This is a genomic window from Dyella nitratireducens, from assembly GCF_014642835.1.
GTDB classification, from domain to species: Bacteria; Pseudomonadota; Gammaproteobacteria; order Xanthomonadales; family Rhodanobacteraceae; genus Dyella_B; species Dyella_B nitratireducens.
On sequence record NZ_BMJA01000002.1, the window covers coordinates 998,222 to 1,010,508 of the forward strand.

General features: G+C 55.6%; 13 protein-coding genes. 11 read left to right on the forward strand and 2 right to left on the reverse strand.

All coding sequences use genetic code 11. From position 1 onward, the window contains the following. Positions 1 to 40 precede the first annotated feature (40 nt). The 11 genes from IEX75_RS15280 (at position 41) to IEX75_RS15330 (ending at position 10,249) form a co-directional block, all read left to right on the forward strand. Positions 41 to 904 carry a peptidylprolyl isomerase gene (locus IEX75_RS15280; RefSeq protein ID WP_188795150.1) on the forward strand — a complete coding sequence of 288 codons (864 nt, stop codon included), beginning with the start codon at positions 41 to 43 and terminating at the stop codon, positions 902 to 904. A 169-nt stretch (positions 905 to 1,073) separates the two neighbouring features. Then, on the forward strand, positions 1,074 to 1,712 hold the full coding sequence (locus IEX75_RS24210; protein WP_229720854.1) for a hypothetical protein: 639 nt from the start codon (positions 1,074 to 1,076) through the stop codon (positions 1,710 to 1,712). Between the two features lie 316 nt (positions 1,713 to 2,028). After that, entirely contained in the window at positions 2,029 to 2,286 is a 258-nt protein-coding gene (locus IEX75_RS15290) for a hypothetical protein (protein WP_188795154.1), read from the forward strand. 33 nt (positions 2,287 to 2,319) lie between these two features. Continuing rightward, positions 2,320 to 3,189, forward strand: a complete 870-nt coding sequence (locus IEX75_RS15295; protein ID WP_229720855.1) for an SPFH domain-containing protein — start codon at positions 2,320 to 2,322, stop codon at positions 3,187 to 3,189. A gap of 2 nt (positions 3,190 to 3,191) precedes the next feature. Continuing rightward, positions 3,192 to 3,824 (forward strand): hypothetical protein, encoded by a 633-nt coding sequence (locus tag IEX75_RS15300; RefSeq protein WP_188795156.1) that lies wholly within the window; start codon positions 3,192 to 3,194, stop codon positions 3,822 to 3,824. Positions 3,825 to 4,380: 556 nt separating this feature from the next. Then, on the forward strand, positions 4,381 to 4,653 hold the full coding sequence (locus IEX75_RS15305; protein ID WP_188795158.1) for an XAC0095 family protein: 273 nt from the start codon (positions 4,381 to 4,383) through the stop codon (positions 4,651 to 4,653). A gap of 394 nt (positions 4,654 to 5,047) precedes the next feature. Continuing rightward, complete coding sequence (locus IEX75_RS15310; protein ID WP_229720856.1) at positions 5,048 to 5,578, forward strand: TetR/AcrR family transcriptional regulator; 531 nt, start codon at positions 5,048 to 5,050, stop codon at positions 5,576 to 5,578. An 86-nt stretch (positions 5,579 to 5,664) separates the two neighbouring features. Further along, the gene (locus IEX75_RS15315) at positions 5,665 to 6,564 is read left to right on the forward strand and encodes an oxidoreductase (RefSeq protein WP_188795160.1); all 900 of its coding nucleotides are present in this window, start codon (positions 5,665 to 5,667) and stop codon (positions 6,562 to 6,564) included. Between the two features lie 88 nt (positions 6,565 to 6,652). Then, on the forward strand, positions 6,653 to 7,459 hold the full coding sequence (locus IEX75_RS15320; RefSeq protein WP_188795162.1) for an SDR family oxidoreductase: 807 nt from the start codon (positions 6,653 to 6,655) through the stop codon (positions 7,457 to 7,459). A 123-nt stretch (positions 7,460 to 7,582) separates the two neighbouring features. After that, complete coding sequence (locus IEX75_RS15325) at positions 7,583 to 8,716, forward strand: acyltransferase family protein (RefSeq protein ID WP_188795164.1); 1,134 nt, start codon at positions 7,583 to 7,585, stop codon at positions 8,714 to 8,716. Between the two features lie 927 nt (positions 8,717 to 9,643). Beyond that, positions 9,644 to 10,249 carry a hypothetical protein gene (locus IEX75_RS15330; RefSeq protein WP_188795166.1) on the forward strand — a complete coding sequence of 202 codons (606 nt, stop codon included), beginning with the start codon at positions 9,644 to 9,646 and terminating at the stop codon, positions 10,247 to 10,249. A 219-nt stretch (positions 10,250 to 10,468) separates the two neighbouring features. Here IEX75_RS15330 and IEX75_RS15335 read toward each other — a convergent pair whose 3' ends face one another. Next, positions 10,469 to 11,404 carry an NAD(P)-dependent alcohol dehydrogenase gene (locus tag IEX75_RS15335; RefSeq protein ID WP_188795168.1) on the reverse strand — a complete coding sequence of 312 codons (936 nt, stop codon included), beginning with the start codon at positions 11,402 to 11,404 and terminating at the stop codon, positions 10,469 to 10,471. A gap of 7 nt (positions 11,405 to 11,411) precedes the next feature. After that, positions 11,412 to 12,263 (reverse strand): SDR family oxidoreductase, encoded by an 852-nt coding sequence (locus IEX75_RS15340; RefSeq protein ID WP_188795170.1) that lies wholly within the window; start codon positions 12,261 to 12,263, stop codon positions 11,412 to 11,414. Between the last annotated feature and the right edge of the window lie 24 nt (positions 12,264 to 12,287).

A 12,287-nucleotide genomic window follows, 5' to 3' on the forward strand; every position in this document is an offset into this window, starting at 1 on the left:
CACGTGTCACACCGTAGCCGCGCCTGAAGACACCACACCTATGACACCTTTTCGTCGATTTCTCTTTACCGCCGTGCTTGCCGGCATCGCCGTCACTCCCGTTGCATCAGCGCTTGCGGCCGAGCCATTGCCTGTGGCACTGCGTATTGGGGACACAGCACTATCCCCGCAACAATATCGCGACGTAGCCGCGGCAATGCAGGAGACCTCAGGCTCCGCCTCGTTCGCAGAAGACGGTGATCAGCTAAAGCAGTTTGCCGACATGGAGGTTCTCGCCGCCCATGCCCGCAAGGACGGCCTCGATCAGGATCACGCGGTAGCCGCGAAGATTCGCGTCGCGATCGATCATGTGCTTGCGCAAGCCGAGCGCGATCACTTGTATGCCGCCGCAACGGTCACGGACGAGGATGTGAAACAACGGTTGGATTTGCATGCCAATGCGTACGACGAATATGCGCTGAGCCACATCTTCATCGCGATAGGGCCGACCAAGGACGGCCATCAACGCTCCGAACACGAAGCCTTCCTCAAGGCCACTCAGATCAAAAAGAAGCTTGATGCGGGTGCCGATTTTGCACGCTTGGCGCAGGGTGAATCGGATGATGCGGCCACCGCCAAGGACGGTGGCGAACTATCACCCATGCTCGGCATGTATGTTGCGAACGAATTTCTTCCGGTGATAAGCCAAATGCATGAAGGACAGGTGTCGAATCCTGTCAGGGGCACGCAGGGTTACCACGTGATCCTGGTTCAACAGAAAACGGTCGCCACCTTCGACAACAGGCACAAGATGGTCGAATCCGTTTTGCGAGACGAAGCAGTCGATTCAACCATTGCGCAGTGGATGCAGAACACGCCGGTTGAGTTCAACAAGTCGACGCTTGATGGCAACACCGTCAAATAACCCGCTGCGTATGGCATTCCGCCGTCGTGTATGGATCGTGGCCGCTACGTTGAGTGCGGCCATTGTCTTGGGCGGTGTTGTGCGTCCCGCACATATTGCCGTTGTGCCGGCGACAACAACCAGCGTAACGAGGTCCGCGTCGGGTCATCCGATCAGCATGGCTCCCGTCATGCATGACAACCCAGCGCAACGCCTGTTCGATGATGCCAGTAGGGACGAGGTATGCAGCCGCATGTCAGCCCTGGCAGCTAATGCATGGCAGCCCGGCGATGCGCCTGTAACACCCCTGGAGTCAGGTGACGCCGAGCGAGAGCGGCTGGTTGGGTTTTGTGCGAAGACCTTGGTTTCATCAGAAGATGACATTCTCTCGCGCATGCGTGCCGCTGCTACCGCGGGCAGTGCAGACGCACGACGTGATGTGCTGGAGCAAAAGCTTCGACAGGACAGCGAAGATGTTGACGCATTGGCGGCAGACGTGTTGCCTGATGATATGACTGCCGTAAGCGCTTATTACGCCGCCGACGTGGCCGCACTCCGCAGCATGGCCTTACAGCCGGATGCGGAAGCCGCCAGGTTGATGGCCCAGTTGGAGGAGGAGGGCAAGCTCGTCGAGCGAGATCCGATAGAAGCCGCTTCCTGGCAAATATTTGCCCGCCTATCGGCGCAACGCAGCTTGCCCAGGGATGAGGATCTGCTCAGAGACCCTGCGCTGGATGACTTTGGCGATGAAGATAGTGCCGCTGCCATATCGCTTGCGAAAAAGCTCTATTCAAGCATGCCGCCAGCAAACACCCGGATTCATCCATAACTTCCAGCATTTGTTTCGCCAGATGTTCCCTGCTACCTATGCGCGAACATACACGGCATGGGAGCGGATATGCGCCAACTGCATTGGAATTGGGTGATGTGCGTAGCGCGAGCCCGTTTCGTTGATGTCTGGGCGAAGCGCAACGGCCAGTGGCAGGTGATCTTCACGCAGATTCACGAAGCCCCGTAACGCCTCGTGTGTTGAAGGTCTATGACAGGGTTATTTCAGAGCGAGTCATCCTTGCATCTCGCCAACAGGTTGGATAGCTTGATGCGGCTCGCCCAGCCAAGGGCTAATGCGAAACAGGGGAAGGAGAATGGTGACAGGGAAAGACAAGCAGGTATTCCTGCCTGCGTATTTTTCTGCGGTGCAAATCATGGGCGTTCTCATTTTTGGGATAGGTGCAGCCACCTTGTTTTCAAAAATCAGGCCAGTGATTCTTGGTGCCGCGCCATGGCTTGGCATGTCGTGGGCTGCCTGGAGCTTTTTCGTTCTTGGCATCCTTGTGGTGATCGCGAATGGCGCGCGGCTGATTATTTATGCGCAGCGCATCAAACAGCGCGCTGCATCTTGATAAATGTAATGACAACAGAGTTCATCGCTTCCATTGGGTGAGCTTATAGGGCGTTTCTCAAAACCGACGAGGATGACGTTTATGGCATTAACAAGACAGGTAGTCTCAACGCTCAGGGATGACGGCACGGATGTCATGGGGCCGGAAACACTGGCGTGGCATTATCCGGACCAGAGTCTGGTATCGGGAAGCCTTCTTACCGTTGAAGCAAATCATTTTGCGGTGCTGAAGTCGCGCGGTGCGGTGCTGAACGTATACGAGACCGGCCAATATCCCATCCAGACCCCTGATAAGCCGTTGATTGGCGGCTTCGTGACCGGGTTCTTCGGCGGCAATTCGCCGTGGCAATACGAAATTCTTTACGTCAATCGCGCCAAACTGCTCATTCGCAGCACGGGTATCGCGAGCTCTTCGGAAATGGCGGAGATGTCGTATCAAGTGGAGTACTACATTCACGTCGATACGAAAGAAAACGCGCTCAAGCTGACCACGCATATGCCTTTCTCCGGCCATACGATCAGCGCCGATGAAGTGGCTCGGTATGCCGGCCCCGTGGTTGAGCAGGCGATCAACCAGATTATTCAAGTCACGCCGATGGAGAAGATCAACGAGCACATCCACGAGATCGTGGAGCTGGTCAAGGAGCATCTCGCATCGTTTCTTGGCGTGTACGGCATTACGTTGAATGACGCCAAAGTCCTCATCTTGCCGAAGGACGATCGCATGCGCGAGCTTATTTCGCTGCGCGCATTCGGCTTGTCCGAACTCGATGCCGTGCGCTACTACGTTGCGCTGAAAATGGCTGAAAAAGGCTTGGTTTCCGCCCCCAACGTGGCTGTTGGACAACCATTCTTCATCGGCGGCGCCTCAGTGGGCACTTATCCGATTCCTGGTGTCGACTAACCTTGCGGGTATACGGCCGCGCCCGCTGTGGCGCGGCCTCTCCATTTTTCTGGAGATATATGATGGAATTAAAGAAATCCGATAACCCCATCGACAATGCGAGTATTGCAAAGCAGGTTCTGTCCAACCTGTTTTACGGGTGGGGATACAACTTTTATCGTCACGAAAATCAGCTCCGTGCCGATGACTTGCTGATTCGTAGCCGCATCAGCGATTGGCTCGGCGAATCGCGCGCGCATGTGGCGGCATTGGAATCGACGTATCGGCGAAAATATCTTCCTGCACCAACGCGCGAACATCCATTCCCGGATGCCAATGCAGTCAGCCAGGCGCAGGCGCTCCAACGGATTCAGCGTGACCTGGAGAGCATGGAAACGGTGATTCGCACGGCTCCCGTCCCAGAGATGGACCGCATCCATCAGCGCCACCGCAACGAAGGCGAAACGCTTGAAGCCCTGGTGTCCGTGGATAGTGCGCTCGTGCTGCACGTAAAGAACTTGCGCGATGCCATCGTGGCGATCGACGATGGCGCCGTAGCCATTGACGCAGTTCCTGCACTACTCAAGGCTGGCCAGATTGAAGCTACCTGGCAGCAACGCGGGCAGGTCCTATCTGCGCTCGTGGAGTCTGGTTGAGACGAATATTGAATGTGGCACGCCGGCCATGCCCTTGAGCTTGCCGGCCAGCCATGCCTCAGCAACGACCCAATAATCGATGCGCTTGCTGCCGCTTTCTTACGGAGCACTGTTGCAGGCTCAGCACGTGCCGTACATCAAGTAGGCATTTGCCAGCACGTCGAATCACTCAGCACTGACAGATAGCGCGACGCATTTCATGCGAAGGTGCGGTAGTCGGGCGTGCCCATCCGAAGTGATGATCGCGACACGCCCGACAGGATGTGAAGTAGCGCGGACCGCCTGGGCTGGAACCCCAAACGGTCCGCTGGCCACCACCAACTAGAACGGAGTCAATGATGGTTATTTCGAATCTTACGGCACCCGCACCCTTTCGTGCTCCCACCCTGGTGCTTTTCTCCTACTTCACCGCCGCGCGGGCCGCGCGACGTCGAGCCAAAGTGGGCACTCGCCGAAACGGAAGCAGCTGATTCCGACAAAACGAGCAGGATTTTTCCCTGAAGCCCTTCACGCCGCGCGCAACACGCGGCGTGACCTAAGCGTGTGGAGAACACAAATGGCAGACATGCAAGGCGAGCCCCGCGGCCCGCAACTCTATCTATTGTCCCAAGACGGCTACGAAATCCTGAAACACCTGCAGGACATGCTGACCCTGATGGCGCATATCTCTTACAACGAAGACAACGCTGAGAACGGCGACACCACGATCACTATCGGTCGCGCTGAGCTTTATTTCATCTTTGAGGCGATCAACATGAAGCTTGACGAGGTGCTTGAGCCGTTAGGCGATGAGAATTGGCTCGGAGCGCAAAACCAGGCGTGGCAGTAACTCGACCGAACGTCGGCGGTGCCTGCTGGCTATGGGTCACCGCCGCCTCGTCTGTTGAGAAAGGCAACTACTCAAGGCGATTTGATCAACCTTTTGCGCGCTTGGCTTCCTGCAAGGTTTTTAGAACGCTCCGAGCGATGAGATAGTCTTCATGCTCTCCACCTTCGGGGTCCTCGTCGGCCTTTTTCATCAAATAGGCCATGTGCTGTTGAACGGCTACGATCGTGTGTGACAGCTGAAGGCTGGTCAATTCAAGAGTGTGGTGTCTTGTAATTTCAGGTGCAGAAGTTTCACGTCTTGCAGCACTGGCGGCCTTCGAGTAATAATGAGTGATGACTCATCCATTATTTGTGCCATGGCTCGCCCGCTAAGCGACGTTAAACGAAACGCCATCTTGAACGCGGCCGCCAAGTTGGTGGCGACGCATGGCACTGGCGCGTCGACGCCTCAGATTGCCCGGGCAGCCAAGGTTGCTGAGGGCACGGTCTTCATCTATTTCGAGACCAAGGATGCGCTTCTGAATGAACTGTTCGTTGTTCTGGAGACAGGGCTGTTCAGGGCCATTGAGGAAGCGTTTCCTTTCAAAGGTGATGCAAACGATCAGCTTCAGCACGTCTGGAGTGCCCTGATCGAGTGGGGAGCATCTCGCGCTATCGATCGTCAGGCACTGCGCCAACTCAAGGTTTCGGAGCGTGTTACGAGCGACAGCCGTGACCGATGCGCAGCTCAGTACGGCAAGGTGTTGGCGTCCATTGAAGCAAGCTTGAAGGGACGCGTAGATCCCAAACGGATGTCGTTCTACTTGGGCCACGTGCTTATGAGCTTGGTAGAGACAACGTTGGACGCTATCACGGCGAATCCCAAGCAGCGGAACACGCTCAAGCAGGCTGGCTTCGATCTGTTTTGGAAGGGCATTCAACGCTAAATTTTTTGCTTTTTATAATGAGTGATACATCACTCATCAATTGGTGGCCAGGATGGGTCACGACAACTCATTACCGGAGACACACCATGCAAGGCTTCACGGCTAACGATGTTCCTAATCAGAAAGGAAAGTGCTTTCTCGTCACGGGAGCCAACAGTGGGATTGGTTTCGAGGCGGCGCGCGTGCTTGCTCAACGTGGCGGCCGCGTGCTGATGGCCTGCCGCAGCAAAGAAAATGCCGAGGCAGCGATAGCTCGGATTCGGGCAGAAACGCCCGAGGCCGACTTGTTTTTTTTACCTCTGGATTTGAGTGATCTCGACAGCGTTCGTCAAGCGGCCGAGCTCGTACGGAGAGAAAGTCGAATTGACGCTCTCGTGAACAATGCGGGTGTCATGACGCCACCTCTTATGCGAACCAAGCAAGGTTTCGAGCTCCAGTTCGGTGTCAATCACCTGGCGTGTTTCGCCTTGACCCATCTGCTGTTACCCAAGCTGGTGGAAACACCGGGTGCACGGGTCGTTGTGACCGGCAGCGTCATCCATAGCCGAGGACGTATCGACTGGTCGGACATCAACGCGGATAACAGCTATGACAAAACGCAGCGATACGCAGACAGCAAACTGGCGAACCTGCTTTTTCTCTTCGAACTCGACCGCCGTCTTCGTGCTCACCATATTCCGGTGACAGCCGTTGGCTGCCACCCTGGCATGGCATCCACGGGTTTGGGTCGCTATATGGGTGTCTTGCAAGTGCTGAATCCCCTCGTCAGCGTCATTTTGAACTCCGCCCACCGAGGTGCATGGCCGACGTTGCAAGCCGCCACTGACGTCATCAAACCCGGCGCTTACTACGGTCCCATAGGGTTCAAGGGAGTACGCGGTCGATCGGGCGAGGCATCACGTGACCCACGAGCACTCGATGCCACCGATGCGCAGCGCCTGTGGAAGCTCTCTGAGCAAATGACCGGTGTGTCCTCAGCGATCTAGTGGCCTGACGCCGTCATCCAAGACCAAGCTTCGTGCGATCAAGAACATTGGTCCATCTGTCCCCACGTTGCCACAGTAGGTAGTAATCATGAAAAAGACGATCTTTATCACTGGCGCCTCGACCGGGCTAGGCCGAGCGACCGCGCTGCTCTTCGCAAGCCGTGGCTACCACGTCATCGCCACCATGCGGAAGCCTACCGATGACACATGGGCAAACACGCCGAATATCACGCTGCTCCCGCTTGACGTGACCGATCGAGCACAGATCGAAGCGACGGCTTCGAAAGCGATCGAGCTTGGCGGTATCGACATACTTTTCAACAATGCCGGCTCTGGCATCGCAGGCCCACTTGAGGGAACGACGGACGAACAACTGACACGTCACGTTGAAACCAACCTTCTCGGGGCCATCCGTACCACACAGGCATTTTTGCCGCATTTCCGCGAAAAGCGAAGTGGTACGATCCTTACGACAACGTCGATCGCAGGCTTGACCGCCCAGCCGTTCGATACGCTCTATCACGCGACAAAGTGGGCGCTTGAAGGATGGACCGAGAGTCTGTCCCTTGAACTTTCACCCTTCGGGATCGCCGTGAAGTCAATCGCCCCGGGCTCGATCAAAACGGACTTCATGAGCCACATGGTTGTGAGTACACACCTTGCCTACGATGCTATGGTGCAGAAAGCGTTCGCCCTTTTCTCGTCGCCGGAGTACCAGGCTGGATCGTCGACGGCCGAGCAAATCGCCGAGGTCGCCTATGAGGCAGCCACTGACGGAAAGGACCAGCTTCGCTATATAGCCGGTGCAGACGCCAAGGAAGCCTACGCGCATCGCGTCCAACTTGGCGCCGAAAAGGCGCGCATCGCGACGCGGGAACTTTTCTTTGGAAAGTAGACAGCCAGCCCGGCACATGCTCTAGTCAGCGCTTTGCAGCCGATCATGATGGGTCGGCTTCACCACCGCGCTGAACAACAGCAACAACAAGATTCCGACAAGAGACCCTGCCGATACGCGCCTATGAAAAATCCGCCGCCGAGCATTATCGAAACCAAGGATCACTACCTGATTCTGGATGGTCTCCGTGGCGTTGCATCGCTCATCGTCGTCCTTTTCCATATTTGTGAAGCCTACTCTCCCGATCACCCGCTCACGCAGCCAATCAATCATGGCTACCTGGCTGTAGATTTCTTTTTTCTGCTTTCGGGCTTCGTGATTGCCTATGCTTACGACGACCGTTGGAAAAAGTTATCTGTGTCGGATTTCTTCAAGCGGCGCTTGATTCGTTTACAACCCATGGTCGTCATGGGCATGACGATTGGCGCTGCACTCTTTTATTTCCAAGCAGGGCCTGCGTTTCCGCTGATAGGCCATACGCCTATCTGGGAAGTGCTCCTCGTGATGGTGGTGGGCTACACGCTCCTGCCGTTGCCCATGTCGATGGACATCCGCGGCTGGGGCGAAATGCATCCCCTTGACGGGCCAGCGTGGTCGCTATTCTTCGAGTACATCGCCAATATCCTCTATGCCATCGGCTTGCGAAAGTTGTCGAATCGATGGCTGTTGTTCCTGGCCTCCTTTGCTGCGGCCTTCCTCGTGCAGTTGGCGGTGTTTGGCAAACAAGGCGACGTGATCGGTGGCTGGTCGATCAATGCAGAGCAACTGCACATTGGTTTTGCCCGTCTACTCTTTCCGTTCATTGCAGGCATCCTGCTGATGCGGCTCGGCCAGCGGATCCGCGTCAAAAGGGCATTTGCAATAAGCAGCTTGCTCCTCATTATTGCTCTTTCGCTGCCGCGATTCGGCGGTAGTGAACATCTCTGGGTTAACGGCCTTTATGAGTCGGCCTGCGTGATCATCATCTTTCCCATCATTGTCGCGATCGGGGCGGGAGCAACGCTCATCGAAGGACCTTCCAAACGTGCGGCCAAATTTCTTGGTGGCCTATCGTACCCCCTATACATCACGCACTATCCGCTCATCTACATCTATACAAATTGGATCATGAGCAGCAAGCCTTCCTTTGCTCAGAGCGTAGGTGCCGGAGCCATGGTTTTGGTTGGCAGCCTCACCATTGCCTATATCTGTCTAAAGCTTTATGACGAACCGGTACGCAGCTGGCTCAGCCGCAGGTTTCTCACGTTCACAGCCTGAAGGGGGCGCGTGATGGACTTCATTCAAGGTCTGCATGCTTGTTGGTGCTGATGAACCTTGGCTATGGCTATGCCTTGATTTCAAGGCCTACTGCAGCCGCAAAGCTGGAAATCGAATATCGACAAAACCCAACGCAGGTGCTTGACCGAACTCTTAACAAAGCGACGAACGATCAGGAATACTATGCATTTGCTCGGCCTGCGTGGACGATATTGATGGCCGCTTCAGTTTTGCTATCTCTCTTCTCCAGAGGGGCTGCTTTCAAGGTCTTTCATTGGGTCTTACAGCGATGTTCTTTGGAGCATTGCTTATAGATACCTTTTCCCACGCCCGTCTGCTTACTTATGTCGACATGTTGAGTCAATTGCACGATCACTTCCGCGGATGAACAAGTCGGCCACGGCGCCGTTTCTGCTCGCGGCTGAGAACCTAGCCAGGTTGCTAGCGTAGTCAACACACTCTCCACATCCGGCTATACTCGAATCGTTAACTGGAAGCCCGCAACTGTATATTCAGTAGTTAGAGCTCGGCGAGGAGCTTCACGAATGGCGGAATACTTCAAACAAGACTGTCCACTGTGTAGCTCATCGGCCGAGTACTACTGGGTCGACGCACATAACCGCAAGTATTATCACTGTCCAATCTGCACTTACTTCATCGTCTCCAAGCGCGCCGAGGCCTTGCTTGTAGAGGCTGGCGCTCACGTTCGCGAGGCCTATGCAGCGCGGCCTCGGCAGGCGCCAGAAGATCACTTGTTTGTCATTCTCGTTCCTTCGCAGTCTCCTTCGAGTGATGCTCCGCGTCCAAGTCTTTCTGGTTCGTTTGTGCCCAAATCGGAGATGAGACTGTAGGTCGTGTCCGTTGCTCTAACTATTCGTTTAAGGCTGACGGCTACGCCGGCTCTTAACTCAAGCATTGGGGCCCTCAATGGCAATCGAGGCTAGCGACCGGACGCTCGGTCTTATAAACATCTGGCAGGTACTTAGAAAACTACTTTGGGAAGTGGAGCTACTCAAGGCGATACCCACGAAACTTGTGGTTGGAATAAAGCCCATCGACGTTCTCCACGTGCAAGATGCGGGCTTGTACGCTGCAATTAACGCTGCCTCAACGAGTCTTGCTCTAGTTGACTGGTTGTACCACACGATTCGCGAGGATCATCAGCTAATGTCGAATGCCAGAGCTACGCTGAGAAACATCCAGCTCAGCAGTGAGAAAGCGTTCCTTTTATCTATGCGCGAGTTGTACAAGCCCATCAACGCTTGCCATCAAATCTGCAACTCAAATAAGCATTTTCACCTTCATAAACCGGACAGAAATTTTAAGGTGATGGTGGCGGAAATCATCATGGAGCATCCGGATGGATCGACAAACATAAGCACGGTCCCTCACATCATGCAAAACGGTGAGGGGACTGATGGGAGCATGTTGATCAGCGATATGTTGGTTAACTTGGGTGTGTGGTGGGAAGACGTGCTTGTTAAGATTGGAGTGCCAGGGCGCGATCAGTTCCTCACTCGGAGCGAGCTCTAACCATTCGTCCAAACGGAAGCGCGAAAAATAGCGTGCTGCTTAACTCCGGCGCTATACCAGCCCATGACTCTTCCGCAATTTCCGCCGCAAGTTATCGAATGCATCCGACGCGTATTCGCGCAAGCGTGCGCAAAAACGCAACGCCCGAATGCATTCCCCATAGGGAGAGGCACCGATGCTCACCTGACCGGTCTTCGAAGTTCTGGGGCAACGAGGGACCTAGGCATCCATTACGATCAGGCCTTTACCGTTAATGCGACTCCCGCTCTCCAGATGTCGGATCAGTTCGATCCCTTCATGCAATCGAACCGCGCGGCCAACCGAGAGTTTCAGTATTCCCTTGCTGGCAAGGTCGACCACTTCTCGCATCGTTGCCTCGTCTTGTTTACCCATGACGAACTTGCGAGAGCTCGAGAGAAGAATGCGAACCATTTTTGCGGGCGAAGGGTTTATGTCGAGGATCACGCCCCCTCGCTTTAGAAGTCTGCGCTCATCTCGGGGAGGCAAGCTTCCGTGGGTGTCAAATACGGCATCAAAGTTACCCTGCAGATCATCTGGAATGGTTTGCGTGTAGTCGAGGACGGCATCCACTCCGATAGCTTTGGCGCCAATCATAGACTCTGCGTTCACACGCCCCACTACGAAGGCGCCTACGGCTTTTGCGATCTGTGTTGCCGCTTGTCCGACCGCCCCGTAAGCGCCGTTGATGAAGATCATTTGTCCTGATTTCAGCCTGGCTTTTTGCATGAGCGCAATCCAAGCTGTTGAAGCCGCGACCGGCAGCGTCGCAGCTTCTTCATGTGACAAATCGGTGGGCTTTACGACGGCAAGCGCCTCTTTGGTGATCAGCGTCTCCGCAAAGGAGCCGGACGTTTTTACGGGGGTCGAGCCGAGGACGTCATCGCCGATCTTGAAACGCTTCACGCCCTTGCCAACACCTTCAACGACGCCGGAGAAATCTTGTCCCATGCCGCGAGGAAAGGTCCGGCCAGTCATGAGCTTCATGGCGCCCTGCCGAATTTTCCAGTCGACAGGATTGATTGATGCAGCTTTGACTCGAACCAGAATTTCGTCATCGGCCAGTTCCGGCAATCGATACTCTTCCAAACGCATCTCGGCCGGACCGCCATAACGATGGAACTGTATTCTCTTCATAGGGTTCTCACGACAATGCGGTAGCGAGGACATCGCGCAGCGACTTAGGTGGGCGACCCGAAAGTCGCTCAACATCACTTGTCAGAATGTCGAAGTCGCCCCGGACGAAGTTCGTCTTTATTTCGACGAGCGCTTCAATGATGGGCTCGGGCAGGCCGGCCTGTGACAGACCACTACGAAGCTGTTCTTCGCTAATCACCGCATAGCCGAGGGTCTTGCTCAGGATGTCCGATGCTATGGCCGCTCGCTCGGCGCCACTGAGGACGGCAGGGCCTGTCCCGTTGTAGATTGCACCCTCATGCCCTTCACTCAGTAGTGAGCCGGCTGCGGCTGCAGCCAGATCATCGCGCGAGACATAGGCCACGCGTTCGTCCCCAAGGCCCGTCAGCATGCCCATGCCGAGCGACATCTGGATTTCTTGCGCCATGGCTTCTGCGTAGTAATTCATCCTCAGGATGGTCCAGACAGGCGCGGTCCTGATCAGGTGCTGTTCGGCGCTCCAGTAAGCCTCACGCAAATGGGGTTGCGCCGTTTGGCGCGTGCCGGCGGCGGACACCAGGAAGAGGTGCTTCACGCCTGCTGCGAGGGCAGCGTCGATGGCGTCCTTCAACTGTCGGCCACGTACACCGGGGCGCAACTCAGCGCTGGGAATAAGCAATAGACGATCGAGCCCCCGATAGGCACTTATGAGGGTCTCAGGTGCGTCGAAATCGCCATGCCGGCCCTCGGCAGAACTATTCGGCACGCGCTCCGGTGTGCGCGATATCCCCACTATATGGTGACCACCGCTTCGCTGAAGCAGTTCGGCCACGACTGCCTGGCCGAGTTGGCCGCTTGCGCCGCTGATGCCAATCTTCATCTCTGATAACCTTCCCATCGTTAC